Origin of the sequence: Sodalis praecaptivus (assembly GCF_000517425.1) — a bacterium.
Classification (GTDB): domain Bacteria; phylum Pseudomonadota; class Gammaproteobacteria; order Enterobacterales; family Enterobacteriaceae; genus Sodalis_A; species Sodalis_A praecaptivus.
Window position 1 is genome coordinate 2,089,551 of the sequence record NZ_CP006569.1, and the last position, 15,934, is coordinate 2,105,484.

17 protein-coding genes, 1 pseudogene and 1 other annotated feature are annotated in these 15,934 nt (G+C 60.0%); of the genes and pseudogenes, 5 read left to right on the plus strand and 13 right to left on the minus strand.

What is annotated here, in order from left to right; genetic code table 11:
• Positions 1 to 184: 184 nt before the first annotated feature.
• Positions 185 to 481, minus strand: coding sequence for a YciI family protein (locus tag SANT_RS09330; protein WP_025422024.1), 297 nt, complete (start codon positions 479 to 481; stop codon positions 185 to 187).
• A 284-nt stretch (positions 482 to 765) separates the two neighbouring features.
• Here SANT_RS09330 and tonB point away from each other — a divergent pair, with 284 nt between their 5' ends.
• Complete coding sequence (gene tonB / locus SANT_RS09335) at positions 766 to 1,515, plus strand: TonB system transport protein TonB (protein WP_038668436.1); 750 nt, start codon at positions 766 to 768, stop codon at positions 1,513 to 1,515.
• A 192-nt stretch (positions 1,516 to 1,707) separates the two neighbouring features.
• On the opposite strand, the gene yciA is transcribed toward tonB, so the two are convergent.
• The 4 genes from yciA to SANT_RS09355 are packed head-to-tail and all read right to left on the minus strand — an operon-like array spanning position 1,708 to position 3,977.
• Positions 1,708 to 2,130 (minus strand): acyl-CoA thioester hydrolase YciA, encoded by a 423-nt coding sequence (yciA, locus tag SANT_RS09340; protein ID WP_025422026.1) that lies wholly within the window; start codon positions 2,128 to 2,130, stop codon positions 1,708 to 1,710.
• Between the two features lie 41 nt (positions 2,131 to 2,171).
• Complete coding sequence (locus SANT_RS09345) at positions 2,172 to 2,723, minus strand: septation protein A (RefSeq protein ID WP_025422027.1); 552 nt, start codon at positions 2,721 to 2,723, stop codon at positions 2,172 to 2,174.
• Between the two features lie 36 nt (positions 2,724 to 2,759).
• Positions 2,760 to 3,512, minus strand: a complete 753-nt coding sequence (locus SANT_RS09350; protein WP_025422028.1) for a YciC family protein — start codon at positions 3,510 to 3,512, stop codon at positions 2,760 to 2,762.
• A 54-nt stretch (positions 3,513 to 3,566) separates the two neighbouring features.
• A complete protein-coding gene (locus SANT_RS09355) occupies positions 3,567 to 3,977 on the minus strand; it encodes a YkgJ family cysteine cluster protein (protein ID WP_025422029.1) in 411 nt (136 codons plus the stop codon).
• Between the two features lie 276 nt (positions 3,978 to 4,253).
• On the opposite strand from SANT_RS09355, the gene ompW reads away from it, so the two are divergent.
• Complete coding sequence (gene ompW, locus SANT_RS09360) at positions 4,254 to 4,889, plus strand: outer membrane protein OmpW (protein WP_025422030.1); 636 nt, start codon at positions 4,254 to 4,256, stop codon at positions 4,887 to 4,889.
• Positions 4,890 to 4,955: 66 nt separating this feature from the next.
• Here the strand turns inward: ompW and SANT_RS09365 are convergent, their stop codons facing one another.
• The 7 genes and pseudogenes from SANT_RS09365 to trpL all read right to left on the minus strand — a co-directional run bounded on the left by SANT_RS09365 (position 4,956) and on the right by trpL (position 12,099).
• Positions 4,956 to 5,270 carry a BON domain-containing protein gene (locus SANT_RS09365; RefSeq protein WP_025422031.1) on the minus strand — a complete coding sequence of 105 codons (315 nt, stop codon included), beginning with the start codon at positions 5,268 to 5,270 and terminating at the stop codon, positions 4,956 to 4,958.
• A 107-nt stretch (positions 5,271 to 5,377) separates the two neighbouring features.
• Positions 5,378 to 6,184: a tryptophan synthase subunit alpha gene (trpA, locus tag SANT_RS09370; RefSeq protein ID WP_025422032.1), complete on the minus strand. Its 807-nt coding sequence runs from the start codon at positions 6,182 to 6,184 to the stop codon at positions 5,378 to 5,380.
• 1 nt (position 6,185) lies between these two features.
• Positions 6,186 to 7,376, minus strand: coding sequence for a tryptophan synthase subunit beta (gene trpB, locus SANT_RS09375; protein WP_025422033.1), 1,191 nt, complete (start codon positions 7,374 to 7,376; stop codon positions 6,186 to 6,188).
• A gap of 33 nt (positions 7,377 to 7,409) precedes the next feature.
• Entirely contained in the window at positions 7,410 to 8,768 is a 1,359-nt protein-coding gene (trpCF, locus tag SANT_RS09380; protein WP_025422034.1) for a bifunctional indole-3-glycerol-phosphate synthase TrpC/phosphoribosylanthranilate isomerase TrpF, read from the minus strand.
• A gap of 7 nt (positions 8,769 to 8,775) precedes the next feature.
• Positions 8,776 to 10,369, minus strand: a pseudogene (gene trpD / locus SANT_RS24695) (bifunctional anthranilate synthase glutamate amidotransferase component TrpG/anthranilate phosphoribosyltransferase TrpD).
• Complete coding sequence (locus SANT_RS09395) at positions 10,369 to 11,931, minus strand: anthranilate synthase component 1 (RefSeq protein WP_025422037.1); 1,563 nt, start codon at positions 11,929 to 11,931, stop codon at positions 10,369 to 10,371. Before SANT_RS09395 ends, trpD begins: the two are co-directional and overlap by 1 nt.
• A 30-nt stretch (positions 11,932 to 11,961) precedes the next feature.
• Positions 11,962 to 12,066: a sequence feature (Trp leader region), on the minus strand.
• Positions 12,040 to 12,099 carry a trp operon leader peptide gene (gene trpL, locus SANT_RS24875; RefSeq protein WP_148296350.1) on the minus strand — a complete coding sequence of 20 codons (60 nt, stop codon included), beginning with the start codon at positions 12,097 to 12,099 and terminating at the stop codon, positions 12,040 to 12,042. Its footprint overlaps the feature before it by 27 nt.
• A 167-nt stretch (positions 12,100 to 12,266) precedes the next feature.
• On the opposite strand from trpL, the gene rnm reads away from it, so the two are divergent.
• From rnm to rluB, 3 genes are all read left to right on the plus strand, one after another.
• A complete protein-coding gene (gene rnm / locus SANT_RS09400; protein WP_038668439.1) occupies positions 12,267 to 13,154 on the plus strand; it encodes an RNase RNM in 888 nt (295 codons plus the stop codon).
• A 52-nt stretch (positions 13,155 to 13,206) separates the two neighbouring features.
• Positions 13,207 to 13,827 carry an L-threonylcarbamoyladenylate synthase gene (locus SANT_RS09405; RefSeq protein ID WP_025422039.1) on the plus strand — a complete coding sequence of 207 codons (621 nt, stop codon included), beginning with the start codon at positions 13,207 to 13,209 and terminating at the stop codon, positions 13,825 to 13,827.
• Between the two features lie 471 nt (positions 13,828 to 14,298).
• Positions 14,299 to 15,186: a 23S rRNA pseudouridine(2605) synthase RluB gene (rluB, locus tag SANT_RS09410; RefSeq protein ID WP_025422040.1), complete on the plus strand. Its 888-nt coding sequence runs from the start codon at positions 14,299 to 14,301 to the stop codon at positions 15,184 to 15,186.
• Between the two features lie 149 nt (positions 15,187 to 15,335).
• Here rluB and cobO read toward each other — a convergent pair whose 3' ends face one another.
• Entirely contained in the window at positions 15,336 to 15,926 is a 591-nt protein-coding gene (cobO, locus tag SANT_RS09415; RefSeq protein WP_025422041.1) for a cob(I)yrinic acid a,c-diamide adenosyltransferase, read from the minus strand.
• Positions 15,927 to 15,934 lie beyond the last annotated feature (8 nt).

The window sequence follows — 15,934 nt, forward strand, 5'->3', positions numbered from 1 at the left end:
CGCGACGGCCGACTCACGTTTGACGCCGCGATGTGAGATGGTGTCCATTATGGCTGTCGGCTGAAGGCACGTGCAGTCTGCCGGGCAACCTCCTGTGCCTCCGTTGGCTGCGTTGCCCGCTTCGCCAATGCGGTTAAACGCTTTGCCGGCCGTGCCCGCGGGGCACGCCATCGCCACGCTAACCTCAGAAAACCTTTTTGTAGGGCTTCACGTGCACCTTGGCATACACGCCGGCGGCAACATAGGGATCGGCCTCCGCCCAGGCTTGGGCTGCTTCAAGGGAATCAAATTCGGCGATGACCGTTGAGCCGCTAAAACCCGCCGCTCCGGGATCGTTGCTGTCTATGGCCGGGGTGGGGCCGGCGGTGAGCAGGCGACCCTGATCCCGCAGCAGCTGAAGACGCGCTAAATGAGTAGGGCGAACGGACAGGCGCTTTTCTAACGAATCGGCCACGTCTTCGGCATAGATAACATAGAGCACGGTAAGACTCCCAACCTGGAATGAGGAAAAGTAATTCACGTTATGATATTGCACCCTGCAGCGCAACGAAAAGTTTGGCCGTCTGATTAAACCGTGAATTCTGCACCGTAGACGGTTAAAGGCGTAGAGTGAAGGTCCAAAACTCTGCGCGCAGGGCGCGAAAAGTCCGAAGCGCTAGCGCTCAGGCAGATAAAAACGCTAAACGATAAAGAGATCGCTGACAGTTATTGAATATGATTGCTATTTGCATTTAAACTTTGCCCTCAACCACGACTTCCAATGATATGGCGTTAACTATTTTGAATCAGACTCGTCGCTTTTCCTGGCCGTTTATTGCGTCTGCCGGATTACACGCCTCTTTGGTCGCAGCATTACTTTATGCCACGGTCCCGCCGATGAGTTTACCTTCCGCCGTCGAGCAGCCCATGACCGTTATGCTGGTGGCGCCCGAACCGCAGCAGGCGCCGCCGGTTGAGCAACCGCCCGATCCGCAACCTGTGGCGCCGGAGCCGGAAGTAGCGCCGCAGCCCGTGCCTGAGCCGGAACCCGAACCGGTACCCGAGCCTCCGGCGCCGGTACAGGTGCCCAAACCCGTGCCGAAGCCCAAGCCAAAACCCAAACCCGAGCGGCACCGGGAGATCAAGCCGCGGACGCCAAAACCCGAGACGCGCCCGGCGTCGCCCGCCCCCAGCGCGCCGCCGGTTCGCCCGGCTACCGCGCCGGTTACCAGCGCGCCGGCGAGCAGCAGCGTGAAAAGCGCTAGCAGCGCGCCGCGGGCGACGTTTCGCAGCAACCCTATTTATCCTCCGCGGGCCAGAGCGTTAGGGATTGAGGGCCGTATTAGCGTGATGTATGACGTTAATGCCGAGGGGCGGGTGGAAAATATACGTATCGTTTCGGCCCAGCCGCGCAATATGTTCGAGCGCGATGTTCGTTTAGCGATGCGCCGCTGGACCTATGAGACCGGCAAGCCCACCGCCAATATGACGGTCAAATTCCAATTTGATATTCAGGGCGTCAGCAGCGGCGACTAGCGGGACGGGGCCGGCGCTAGGCCGGCTTTTCGCAATCATTGTCGGGGGCGGATGAACGGCCATAGTGCCGCCGGCGCACGGCGTGCAAGGTGCAAATGGACGTGCGGCCAACGGCGGGTGCCTGCGCGTCAAGAGAGGATGTCACGGCGGGTAAACAGGCCGGCACCGGCGCAGCCGCCGAACGAAAGAGGCTTACCGGGCGCCGTTGAGCTGGCGCTTGTCAGGCGGCAGCGGCTGGGGTTTGCCGCTGTTATCCACCGCGACGTAGGTAAATACCGCCTCGGTAGCCCGGTAGCGCTGGCCGATGGGCTCCGATGACACTTTCTTCACCCATACCTCGATATTGATGGTCAACGAACTGGTCCCCGTTTTCAGACATTGGGCATAGCAACAGATGACATCGCCCACCGCCACCGGTTTCAAAAAAGTCATGCCGTCGACGCGCACCGTCACGACCCGGCCCTGCGCCAGCTCTTTCGCCAAAATAGCGCCGCCAATATCCATTTGCGACATCAGCCAGCCGCCAAAAATATCGCCGTTGGCATTGGTGTCCGCCGGCATGGCCAGCGTGCGCAGCACCATTTCGCCGCTGGGCGGCTTAATCACTTCGCTCATCATCACTCCCGCTTAACATCACCCGCGCCAAAGGCGCAGGATTAATGGGTATTATTATTGCGTTCATCCTCCGCCATATGGCGGTAGATATAAATTCCGCTGAGCAGTGTAAACACCAGCGTCAGGCCGGTGAGGCCAAAAACCTTGAAATTTACCCAAACGCTCTGCGGCAGCCAGAACGCGATATAAATATTCGCCGCGCCGCAGGCCAGGAAGAACACCGCCCAGGCGATATTCAAATTGTTCCAAACCCGCGCCGGGAGATGGATCTCTTTATCCAGCATACGTTGAATGAGGGGCTTGCCGAGGACGAATTGGCTTATCAGCAGTGCCGCGGCGAACAGCGTATAAATTACCGTCACCTTCCACTTGATAAATTCCGCGTTGTGATAGTAAAGCGTCAGCGAGCCGAATATCGCTACCAGCACGAAGGTAATCAGGGCGACCTTTTCTACTTTGCGATAGCGCAGCCAGGTATAAACCAATACCAGCGCGGAGGCGACAATCAATGCGCCGGAGGCGTAGTAGATGTCGTACAGTTTGTAGACAATAAAAAACACCACCAAGGGCAGGAAATCAAGAAACTGCTTCATAACAAAGTCCACCGGTAAAGAGGGTAAACGCCGCCATCAGGCCTGCCGCAACAACATATACAGACGATAAAGATAGATTAGCAGCAGAGCGGAAATAAGATTGCTCAGACCATTTAATAATACCGCCGCCACCAGCGATGACACCAGCGTGAACTGGGTCGCCAGCAGAAGCACCGCCGCTTTAGCCAACAGCCAGAACAGCACCGCCGGCGCCAGCAGCCGAAGATTGGCAAACGCCAGACTGGCGCTCAGGCGCATGGATTTAATGGCGCCCAGATTATCGCTGGTGGCAATGACCGGCGCCAGGCTAAAAGCGATGGCCAGCAGGATACCCGGTACGATAATCAGCAACAGGCCTAACTGCACCAGCAACGTCGTGAGAAAAATAAGCAGCAGCAGGCGCGGCAACAGCGGCGCCGACAGGCCGATGGCGCGCAATACGCTGACCGGCTGGCGATTGGATACCAGGCGAATCATGGTCAGCAATCCTCCCGCCAGCAGGACGTTGCCGACCAGACCGGCCAGGGTACCGGCGGCGGAGGCTTTCAGCAACACGCGCTGCTGCTCGACCGACATCTGCTGTACCAATTGCTGCAGGCTCATGTCGGCAGTGTCGCCCATATGGGTACCGTCGCTGAGCGTCATCAGCTGCTCGCTGCCCGGGGACAGCGCATGTCCCAGCACCACGCTTATCAGCGCCGTCAGCAGCGCCAATAGCACGATACTGGCAAACTGATTACGGAAAAAATTCAGCATGTCGCGGTACAGGGTACTTGCCATAATTGGCATGGGGGCTCCTTGGCAAAACAATCAATAAATAGGCTAGCCCGCTATTCTACCCTGTTAATCCACGGCTTGGCACCCTAATGCATCATCCCGGGGCGAGTGCGGCATGATTTTCTCCCACTGCGCCGCCGGTCGCGCCAAGGGCGGTAAGCCATAGTGCGCCCGGGCGCGATCGCACGCGGCGTTCGCCAGGCCCTCTTCGCCGCTCATGCGGAACTCGCGGCAGGGTGACGGGCGCGAGGCATAAATGGCGCAGCTCACGCTACAGCCGATTTGTCCCAGCAGCGCGCGGCAGCGCGGCGGGCGATCGTTGCTGCCCGCCATACAGCGTAGAAAAGGCGTGAGCGGTTCCGTTAACGCCGCAGGCACCTGGCCGGCGCCGTCATCCGCCTCGGCCCAATAAAAAGACACGCGAAAGCGCGCGCAGCAGGCGCCGCAGGACATGCAGGGGTTGCCATCATCGTTCATGCTGTTATCCACCGAGGCCACAACGTCGAACCCGAACTGACACACTCGCAAACTACCCAGCCCGCCGCCTGAAAGCAACAGAAATGACTTATCACCGCTTTTTTTGCTGTTGTTGCCGTTCCGTTGATATGGATCAACCCGTAAATAGTAGGGGAATTGATATAACGCTTGTTATCGGTGATGCATATCAATTCGCCTCTACGCCACCGAGGGTTCGGAAGGTGATAAGGATCAAATTTACCCCTAACGGTAAGCAAAATAGCAATGGAGCAGGGTATGAAAACAACCGTTTTGGCCGCGTCCGTGGCCGCTATTCTTTTTAGTCAACCCGTATTCGCCCACCAGGCCGGTGATTTTATCGCCCGTGCCGGCAGTATTACCGTCCGGCCCAGCGAGAGTTCGGATAATGTGTTGGGGCTGGGCGAGTTCAATGTCAGCAATAACACGCAACTGGGGCTGACCTTTGGTTATATGATCACCGATAACATCGGTGTCGAGTTGTTGGCGGCGACGCCGTTCAGTCACCGCGTCGGGCTTAACAGCACCGGCAATATCGCCAAGGTCAAACAATTGCCGCCAAGCTTGATGGCGCAATATTATTTTGGCGATGCCCAAGACAAGCTGCGGCCCTATATCGGTATCGGCGTGAACTACACCACCTTTTATGATGCCCATTTCAATCAGAAGGGCGAGGATCTCGGCTTAAGCGATTTGAGCTTGAAGCATTCCTGGGGTCTGGCCGGGCAGGCGGGGCTGGATTATAACGTCAGCGATAACTGGCTGATTAATATGTCGGTGTGGTATATGGATATCGATACCGATGTCCGCTTCAAGGCCGGCGGTCAGCAGCAATCCATTCATACCGATATCAATCCCTGGGCGTTTATGTTTGGCGTCGGCTATCGCTTCTGACGGCTTTCGGCCAAGAAAAGGGGGCGCCTGCGCGCCCCCGGCTAACACCGCTAAACCTGACGTGGGTTATTTGATTTGCATATCGTTTTCCACCGACTTCACGCCGGCCACGCCGCGCGCGGCCTGAACCGCCAGGCTGGCTTCGGAGGCGGACCCCACAAAACCGCTTAACTGCACGCGGCCTTTAAAGGTTTCGACATTGATTTCCCGCGCTTTCAGACGATCGTCGCGGACCAATTCCGATTTCACCTTCGCGGTGATAACCGTATCGTCAATATAGCCGCCGGTTCCCTCAGACTTTGCGGTTGGCGCGCAACCGCTCAGCGCGAAGGCTAATAAAAGAGGGGTTAACAGGCTGGCGGCGACTTTCCACACGTTCATATTCTCTCCTTGATGGAATGCGTTGTCGTTATTTATTCGGTTTTATCGCCGGCGCTTTGCGGGCGTCCGGCATTGACAGTGTTGCTGATAAAACGTGTTTGCGCCAGTCAGGAACGGGTGGCGGCCTTCATTTCGCGCACGAATTGCGCCAGTTTTTCCAGCATCAAAGCGGGATCATCCACATGGTTTTCGATAATCCGCACAATGGCCGAGCCGGAGATGGCGCCGGCGGTACCGGCCTGCAAAGCGGATCGCACCTGATCGGGTTCGGAAATGCCGAACCCCTGAAGGGTCGGCGCCGCGTGGTACGCCTTCAGGGTATTGACCAAATGCGCCAGCGGCGTATTGGCCCGTTTTTCGCTGCCGGTGACGCCGGCGCGCGAGAGCAGGTAGGTATACGCCCGGCCGTGGGAGGCGATTTCGCGCAGCAGATCATCGTCGGCGTTGGGCGGGCAGATAAAGATGGGCGCGACACCATGGCGCAACGCGGCTTGGCGAAACGGCAGACTCTCTTGCAGCGGCACGTCCGCCACCAGCACCGAGTCGACGCCGACGTCGGCGCAGCGGGCGTAGAAAGCGTCAATGCCGTCGTTGTACACCAAATTAGCGTACATCAGCAGGCCAATGGGTATCTCGGGGTATTTGGCGCGAATCGATGCCAGTATCTCAAAGCAGTGCGCCGGCGTGACGCCGGAGGCAAACGCGCGCAGGTTGGCGTTTTGGATAGTGGGGCCGTCCGCCAGCGGATCGGAAAACGGGATGCCCAACTCCAGCGCGTCGGCGCCGGCGTCGATGAGCGTATCGATGATTTGCAGCGAAAGCGCGGGGTTGGGATCGCCCAGCGTCACAAACGGCACGAAAGCACCTTCGTTGCGGGCCGCCAACCGGCCGAATAATTGCTGATAGCGTTCCATATTAAATTTCTCCTCGCGCCGACAAAATATCATGAACGGTGAAAATATCTTTATCGCCGCGCCCGGACAGGTTAACCACCAGGATCTGCTCTTTCTCCGGCTCCGCTTTAATCATCCGCAGCGCATGGGCCAGCGCGTGGGAGGATTCCAATGCGGGGATAATACCCTCATGGCGCGAGAGACGCCGGAAGGCGTCCAGGGCTTCTTCGTCGGTGACCGATACGTACTCGGCGCGGCCGATGCTATCAAGGTAAGCATGCTGGGGGCCCACCGACGGGAAATCCAGGCCGGCGGAGATGGAGTAGGACTCTTCAATCTGCCCCTCGGCGGACTGCATCATCGGCGATTTCATACCGAAGTAGATGCCGGTGCGGCCGTGTTTCAGCGACGCGCCGTGCTGGCCGGTTTCAATGCCCAGGCCGCCCGGCTCCACGCCTATCAAACGCACGTCGGGTTCATCGATGAAATCTGCGAACATGCCGATGGCGTTAGAGCCGCCACCGACGCAGGCGATGACCGCATCCGGCAGGCGCTGCTCCTGCTCCTGCATCTGCGCGCGCGTCTCCTCGCCTATCATCCGCTGGAATTCGCGCACGATGGTCGGGAAGGGGTGCGGACCGGCGGCGGTGCCGAGCATGTAGTGCGCGCGTTCATAGCTGGCGGACCAGTCGCGCAACGCTTCGTTACAGGCGTCTTTCAGGGTGGAGGAGCCGCTGTGCACCGGAATGACCTCGGCGCCCATCAGCCGCATACGAAAGACGTTGGGGGACTGGCGTTCGATGTCTTTGGCGCCCATATAAATCCGGCATTTCAGCCCCAGCAGCGCCGAGGACAGGGCTGAGGCCACGCCGTGCTGGCCGGCGCCGGTTTCGGCGATAATTTCGGTTTTGCCCATCCGTTTGGCCAGCAGCGCCTGCCCCAGCACCTGATTAGTTTTATGGGCACCGCCGTGCAACAGATCTTCGCGTTTCAAATAAAGTTTGGTCCGGGTCCCGGCGGTCAGGTTGCGGCACAGCGTCAGCGGCGTCGGCCGACCGGCGTAATTCACCAGCAGATCGCTGAATTCGGCCTGGAACGCCGGGTCGCTCTGGGCGCTGACGAACGCCTCTTCCAGCTGAATGAGCGCAGGCATCAGGATTTGCGGCACGTACATGCCGCCAAACTCGCCAAAATAGGGATTAAGTCGTGTCATGCTCTGTTGTCTCTCACGGTGTCAGGCTGATGGTTAATAGGCGCGCAGCGTCTGAAATACCGTAGCCAATTTATGATGATCTTTAATACCCGGCGCGCTTTCTACGCCAGAGTTGAAATCCAGTCCTGCGCAGCCGAGGCGCGCCGCGGCCACGCAGTTATCCGCCGCCAGACCGCCCGCCAGCATCACGTTGTCCAGCGTCGCTCCGTTTAACAGCGACCAGTCAAAAGGCTTGCCGCTGCCGCCGCCGTTATCGAGCACATAGCGATCCACCTGGGCCAGATCGCGTGCCGGCAGGGCGTGGCGCATATCCAGCGCTTTCCAGATGCGGCAGTCGGGCGGCAGAGCCTGACGCAGCGCGTCGATGTAGGCCTGATCTTCGCCGCCGTGCAGCTGGACCGCCGCCAGCGACAGCGCGCTGGCTTTCGCGGCGACCTCGCTCACCGGCGCATCGCGAAACACCCCGACATAGCGAAGCGGGGCGCCGGCCATCACGGCGCGGGCGGTGTCTTCCTCCACATAGCGCGGGGAGCCGGGGACAAAAATCAGTCCGCCGTAGAGCGCGCCGGCCTCCAGGGCGGCGCGGGCATCGGCGGCGCGGGTAAGGCCGCAGACTTTGTTTTCCCCGAGCAGCACCCGGCGTACCGCCATCGTCAAGTCGGGTTCGGCCATCAGCGCGCTGCCGATCAAAAAGCCATTGGCGTAGTGGCTGAGTTCGCGCACCTGGCGATAATGATTGATGCCGGACTCGCTGATGACCGTGACGCCGGCCGGCAGACGCGGGCCCAGGGTGCGGGTGCGGTTCAAATCGATAGACAGATCGCGTAAATCGCGATTATTGATTCCCACCACTTTTGCTTCCAGCGCAATCGCGCGCTGCCGCTCGTCGTCGCTGATGACCTCGGTCAACACGCCCATGTTCAGGCTATGGGCCACCGCCGCCAGCTCGCGGTAGGTGTCGTCGTCAAGGACAGACAACATCAGCAGAATCGCGTCCGCCTGATGCAGCCGCGCCAGATAAATCTGCCACGGATCGATGATGAAATCTTTACATAATACCGGCTGGCTCACCGTGCGGCTCACCTGGCGCAGAAAATCGAAGCTGCCCTGGAAATATTTCTCGTCGGTCAGTACCGAAATAGCGGAGGCGTAATGCCGGTAAACGCCCGCGATAGCGACCGGGTCAAAATCGGCGCGGATAAGGCCTTTGGACGGCGACGCCTTTTTGCATTCCAGGATAAACGCCGTGCGGGTACCGGACAGCGCGTGATAAAAACTGCGCGTGCTGGGTTGCACCTGATGACGGAAACTCTCCAGCGGTTGCAGCCGTTTACGCTCGGCTACCCATTCATATTTGTCTGCGACGATCTTCGCAAGTACCGTGTCCTGCATGACTTTCTTATCCTCTTGCTGCCAGGGCCATCACGCGCGCATAGGGGGCACCGCTGTGAATTTCCTCCAGCGCCCGATGGGTGTTGTCACGGAGATTTTCCTGCCCGAACAATTTGAGCAGCAGGGCCACGTTGGCGGCGACGGCGGATTCATGCGCGTGTTCACCTTTACCTTGTAACAAACGCGCCAAAATGTCACGGTTTTCTTCCGGCGACCCCCCGCGTAGCGCCTCTGCCGGCTGGGGCGACAGGCCGAAATCCGCCGCGCTCAGGGTGTAACTTTCAATCGCGCCGTCACGCAGCTCCGCCACCTGGGTCGGCGCGTGCAGCGCCACCTCGTCCATGCCGCCGCCGTGGACCACCGCGGCGCGCTGGTAGCCCAGCACGCGCAGCGTTTCGGCGATGGGCAATACCAATTCCGGGCTGTAGACGCCAATCAGCGCCAGCGGCGGACGGGCCGGGTTAATCAGCGGCCCCAGCACATTAAACAGGGTACGGGTCTTCAACAGTTGCCGTACCGGCATCGCGTGACGGAAGCCGGAATGATACTGCGGCGCGAACAAAAAACACATGCCCAGTTCATCCAACGCCTGGCGCGACAGCGCCGCCGGCATATCCAGCCGGATGCCGAACGCCGCCAGCAGGTCGGAAGAACCCGAGCGGCTGGATACGCTGCGGTTGCCGTGCTTGGCCACCCGGGCGCCGCAGCCGGCGGCGACGATGGCGCTGGCGGTGGAGATATTGATGCTATTGCTGCCGTCGCCGCCGGTACCGACGATATCGGCAAAAGGATAATCGGGACGCGGAAACGGGCTGGCGTCGGCCAGCAGCGCACCGGCGGCGCCGGCGATTTCCTCCGGGTATTCGCCGCGCACTTTCATGCTGATAAGGGCGGCCGCCAGCTGTTCCGGCGCCAATTGCCCTTGAATGATGGCCCCGAACAGCTGCTGGCTTTGTTCACGGCTGATTCGTCCGCCCTGGTAGAGATGTTCCAGTATCGCTTGCATAAAAAGGTCCTTGTGGTTACGCCAGCGCCCAAGCGAGCGTTTGATTTAACAAATGTGCGCCTTGGGTGGTTAAAATGGATTCAGGGTGGAATTGGAAGCCGCAGATGCGATCGGCGTCATTGCGTACCGCCATCACCATGTCGTTATAGTGGGCGTTAACCGTCAGCGAGTCCGGTACCTGACTGCCGACCAGCGAATGATAGCGCGCCACCGGCAGCGGATTCGGCAGACCGGCGAACATGCCCTGATTGTCGTGGCGGATAGGCGAGGCTTTACCGTGCAAAATTTCGCCCGCCTGGCCGACGTGGCCGCCGTAGGCTTCCACTATCGCCTGATGCCCCAGGCAGATGCCGATGATCGGTAACCGGCCGCGCAGTTGAGTGAGCAGTGCCGGCATACAGCCGGCCTGGGCCGGTGCGCCGGGCCCCGGCGACAGCATCAGGATCGGATTTTCCATTTCGCTGAGCGCCCGCGTGATCAGTGCGGCCGGCAGCCGGTTGCGGTAAATCACCACCCGATGATCGTTGGCGCGCAGTTGATCCACCAAATTATAGGTAAATGAGTCGATGTTATCGAGTAACAGGATGTCGGCCATCAGAACAGCTCCTTTGCGTCGTGGGCGGTAGCAATGGCGCGCAAAACGGCGCGTGCTTTGTTGCGGCTTTCGTCGGCTTCCGCCTGGGGCACGGAATCCAGTACCACGCCCGCCCCGGCCTGTACCGTGGCGATGCCGTCTTCGACATAGGCGGAACGGATGACGATGCAGGTATCGAGCGCGCCGGCGGCGGTGAAATACCCTATCGCGCCGCCGTAGCTGCCGCGGCGTTCGCCTTCGGCTTCGGCGATAAGCTGCATCGCCCGGACCTTCGGCGCCCCGCTCAGGGTGCCCATGTTCATGCAGGCGCGGTAGGCGTGCAGCACGTCAAGGTCGGCGCGCAGCTGGCCTACCACCCGCGACACCAAATGCATCACGAAGGAGTAGCGATCGACTTTGGTCAGATCGGCCACATAGCGGGTGCCCGGCTCGCAGATACGCGCCAGATCGTTGCGCGCCAGGTCCACCAGCATCAGATGTTCGGCCAGCTCTTTATGGTCGGCGCGCATTTCCAGCTCGATACGGCTGTCGAGATCGGCATCGAGCGTGCCGTCGGCGCGGCGACCGCGGGGGCGGGTGCCGGCGATGGGGTAAATTTCAATCTGCCCGGAGTCGGGGGCGTATTTCAACGAGCTTTCCGGCGAGGCGCCGAACAGGGTAAAGTCATTGTCCTGCATGAAAAACATATACGGGCTGGGATTGCTTTTCTTCAACGTATGATAGGCGGCGAGCGCCGAAGGACAGGGGAGGGAGAAACGCCGCGACGGCACCACCTGGAAAATTTCCCCCTCGCGGATCGCCTGCTGCATGCGGCGCACGATTTGGCCGTACTCCTCGTCGCTCTGGCTGCAGGTCAACGTCATGGTGTCGATGACCTGATGCGGGATCGGTTCCGGCGCCTGGGTAAGCTGATGCTGTAATTGCTCAAGCCGGTGCTGCAACCGCTGCTTTTCCGCCGCATTGGCGCTGAACAGGCTGCACTGCAATTCGCAGGTCTGCTGCTGATGATCGAGGATCAGCAGCGTTTCGGCGAGATAGAAACAGTAGTCGGGGCAGCGCTGGCCAGGACGCAGCGGCGGCAGGGATTCAAAGCCCGCGACCAGATCATAGGCGAACAGGCCGCCGACAAACATCGCTTTCGGCGCGTCCGGCGGCTGGCCAACCAGCGTCAACAGCAGGCGCAAACAGTCAAAAACCGACAACGAGCGCAGGCGGGCGTCCTCATCCACGGCCTGTTCCGTCTCCGGGAAGGTTAACTCGCGGCCGTAGGGGTGGGTAATGACCGTGACCTGCTGCGGCAAAGCGGCGTCCAGAAGCGGCAACAGCGCGGCGCCGTTGGCGCTCAGCGCCTGCAGCGTGACGGTCTGGCCGAGGGCGGTGATACGCAGCGCGCTATCGACAACCATCATACTTTCGAGATCATGCTTCTTATCAATCTCGGCCGATTCCAGCAGCAGTGTCGCGGGACGGGCGCCGCACAACTGGTTGAACATCGCCGTAGGGTCGGGACGGTAAGGGGCCTGCGCGTGCAGCAATTCTATCTGGTACTGGCTGGTTGGCATTTGCATTATCTGATTTCCTGATTGTCGCCCATGAAAAAGCCCGCTGATGCAGCGGGCTAGTGGGGTCTTGCTCTGTCTGATGACAGCGACGCATGATAACACCACCCGCTAAAGGGAGGTGCGCCACCAGCGAAGCAGTACGGTTATAGATGTCATCATTTTTAGCATCTCGAAGGCGTGTGTTTAACTGCGTACTAGTAAACTAGTTCAGAGATAAAAAGTCAACCTTAATGGTAGCGCTGACGAAAATAAATCCACTAGTTCGATTCAGCTCGGTTTACCGCTATCATGGAGGGCAATGAAACCATAGGCAGACTCCCTTGACAGCACAACCGATGACATCCCCCCTACGGGTGATTTATGACCTGCACAGCCATACCACCGCCTCCGATGGCCTGCTCACGCCCCGGGAGCTGGTGGTGCGCGCCCAGGCGATGGGCGTCACGGTGCTGGCGATAACCGATCATGATACCGTTGCTGGCCTCGCGCCTGCCCGGGAGGCGATTGCGGCGCTGCGCTTGCCGCTTAACCTGGTGGCGGGGGTGGAGATTTCCACCCTCTGGCAACACCACGAAATTCATATAGTCGGATTGGGCATGGCGCCTTCTCACCCGGCGCTAACGACGCTTTTGGCATCACAGCGCGCGCATCGCCTGGCGCGCGCGCGGGCCATCGCCGAGAGGCTGGTAAAGGCGGGTATTCATGATCCCTGGCACGGGGCCAGACAACTGGCGCAGGACGATCTGGTCACCCGCGGCCATTTCGCGCGCTATCTGGTGAGCCTGGGCGTGGCCAGCAACGTCGCCAACGTGTTTAAAAAATATTTGTCGCGGGGGAAAACCGGCTATGTCCCGCCACAGTGGTGTACAATAGAAGAAGCGATTGAAGCGATCCACCTAGCAGGGGGACAGGCGGTAGTGGCGCACCCGGGGCGTTATCAACTCTCGGCCAAGTGGTTGAAACGGTTGCTGGCGCAGTTTGCCGCCGCCGGCGGTGACGCCATGGAAGTCGCCCAGTGTCAGCAGTCGCCGCAGGAAAGGAGTCAGCTTGCGGGCTACGCCCGTGATTATCACCTTCTTGCTTCACAAGGGTCCGATTTTCATCAACCCTGCGCATGGATTGAGCTGGGTCGCAAGTTGTGGCTGCCGGGAGGGGTTGAGCCGGTATGGCGTGACTGGCCTGTGTTGCCTGCCGCCCATCCCCCCGCCACCGCAGAGGGATAAACCTGGCAGCCCGTGTCCTTTGCCGGCCGCCCTAATAAGGAGTGTTTGATTAATGAGTCAGTTTTTTACCCTTCATCCGGATAATCCGCAGCCGCGTCTGGTCAGCCAGGCGGTTGATTTGCTGCGCAAAGGCGCGGTCATCGTCTATCCTACCGACTCCGGTTACGCCTTGGGCTGCCAGCTTGAAGACAAAACGGCCATGGAGCGCATTTGTCGCATTCGCCAGTTGGACGGCCATCACAATTTTACGCTGGTCTGCCGCGATCTTTCTGAATTATCCACCTATGCGCAGGTAGACAATCAGGCGTTCAGGCTGATGAAAAATAATACCCCCGGCAAATATACCTTTATCCTGAAGGCCACCAAGGAAGTGCCGCGTAGGCTGATGAGCGACAAACGCAAAACCATCGGCCTGCGCGTGCCGTCGAACCCCATCGCGCTGGCGCTGCTTGAGGCGCTGGATGAACCGATGATGTCCACCACCTTAATGCTGCCGGGCAATGATTTTGCTGAATCCGATCCGGAGTCTATTCGCGACCATCTGGGTAAACAGGTGGATCTGGTCATCCACGGCGGTTTCCTCGGCCAGCAACCGACCACGGTCATCGATCTGACCGACCCGGCGCCGCGGGTGGTACGCCAGGGGGTGGGCGATGTCTCGCCGTTTTTGTGAGGCAAGCGGCGGCGAGTGGGGCGCTGATAAACTGACTGCAGGCTAGGGCGGCGCCGAGATGCTCTCCCGTAGCGTGATTGCACAGGCCGCCGGCGGCTGAGCTCCCGCTCGTTGCAGTCAGCGGCATCTCCGCCGATGGGCTTAGCGTCGTGCTGGCGCGGCGCAAAGGATTGCCCGCCGACGGGCGCAGGGGGTGAGCAGTGGCTGAGCGTCGAGGGAGGCAGGTGCCGTACAAAGCAATGACCCCGGCTCGAGAACCGTTACCGCAAGACAGAGCGGCCGCTCGTAATCTTACTGCCGCGGCGGTGACGGACGCGGCCTCGTTTCACCCAGCAATGCTCGCGCGGGCGAATAAAGCTTACAGCGGGTAGTGTATTGCTGTATAATGGCGCAAGTGATTTAAGTTAACTCATTGATTTTAATGTATTTACATCCATCTGACGCCTGTGAAGGCGACATGCGAGGTTCGCCATGAGCGAAAAACTGCAAAAAGTCCTGGCCCGTGCCGGACAGGGTTCCCGCCGAGAAATCGAAGCCATTATTGAACAAGGCCGCGTGAGCGTAGACGGTAACGTCGCAACATTGGGCGATCGCGTAGAGGTCACCAGCACCACCAAGATTCGGGTGGATGGCCGCATTATCACCATTAAACCGGTGGAAGACGCGCTTTGCCGCGTGTTGGCTTATTATAAGCCGGAAGGCGAACTCTGTACGCGCCGCGATCCCGAGGGGCGGCCAACGGTTTTTGATCGCCTGCCGCGTCTTAATAATGCCCGCTGGGTGGCCGTCGGCCGCCTGGACATTAATACGTCGGGGCTATTGTTATTTACCACCGACGGAGAATTGGCTAATCGCTTGATGCACCCGAGCTGTGAAATCGAACGGGAATATGCCGTGCGTGTTTTCGGCGTGGTGGATGAGGAAAAACTGCGGCAGCTGACCCGTGGCGTACAGCTGGAAGACGGTCCGGCGGCCTTTCGCAGCCTGACGTTCCAAGGGGGCGAGGGCCTGAACCAGTGGTACAATGTGACGCTGACGGAAGGGCGCAATCGCGAGGTGCGGCGCCTGTGGGAGGCGGTGGGCGTTCAGGTCAGCCGGCTTATCCGCGTGCGTTACGGCGACGTCACGCTGCCCAAGGGGCTGCCGCGCGGCGGGTGGACCGAACTACCGCTCGACAATATCAATTACCTGCGTGAAAAAGTGCAGTTGCCGCTTGAATCGGTGACCAAGCTGCCGGTAGAGCGCGATCGCCGCCGCCTGAAGGCCACGCAGATCCGGCGGGCGGTCAAGCGCAGCAGCCAGCGAGCGCCCTCGCGCCGCGGCGGCCAAAGCAGCAAGCGCAATAACGGCATAGGCTAACGGCAACGGCGCCAGGGGGGAATACCGCCCGGGTGCAAGACGCGCCCCCAGAGCGGGGCGCCGTCGGGATGCCGTGTAAGGTGACCGCGTCACGTTATACGGCAGGCGCCTGCGGCGGCAATTAAAAAAAAGCCCATTAAGTGACAGTGTCACCAGTCAATGCCCTGCTGCGCCATGATGCCGGCATCGAAAGCGTGTTTAACCGGCCGCATCTCGCTGACGGTATCCGCCATGTCCAGCAACTGTCGGTGGCAGCCGCGCCCGGTGATGATGACGCTTTGCCTCGCGGGACGCGCGTTAAGGGCGGCGATGACCTCCTCGCGGTCCAGATAATCGTAGCTTATCATATACGTCAACTCATCGAGCAGCACGACATCCAGCGTGTCGTCCGCCAGCATTCGCCGGGCGTGGCGCCATGTATCGCGCGCGGCGGCGCCGTCAAGTTCGCGACTTTGCGTCTCCCAGGTAAACCCGGTGGCCATCACCTGGAACTCGACGCCGTGCGGCTCCAGCAGCCGGCGCTCGCCGTTAGGCCACTGGCCTTTGATAAACTGCACCACCCCGGCGCGTAACCCATGGCCCACGGCGCGGGTCACGGTCCCGAAACCCGCGGTGGTCTTGCCTTTACCGTTGCCGGTGAAGACGATCACGATCCCGCGCCGTTCGGTCGCGGCGTCGATACGGGCATCGACTTTTTCTTTTAACCGCTGCTGACGCTGTTGATGACGCCTGGCATCCATAAAAGCCC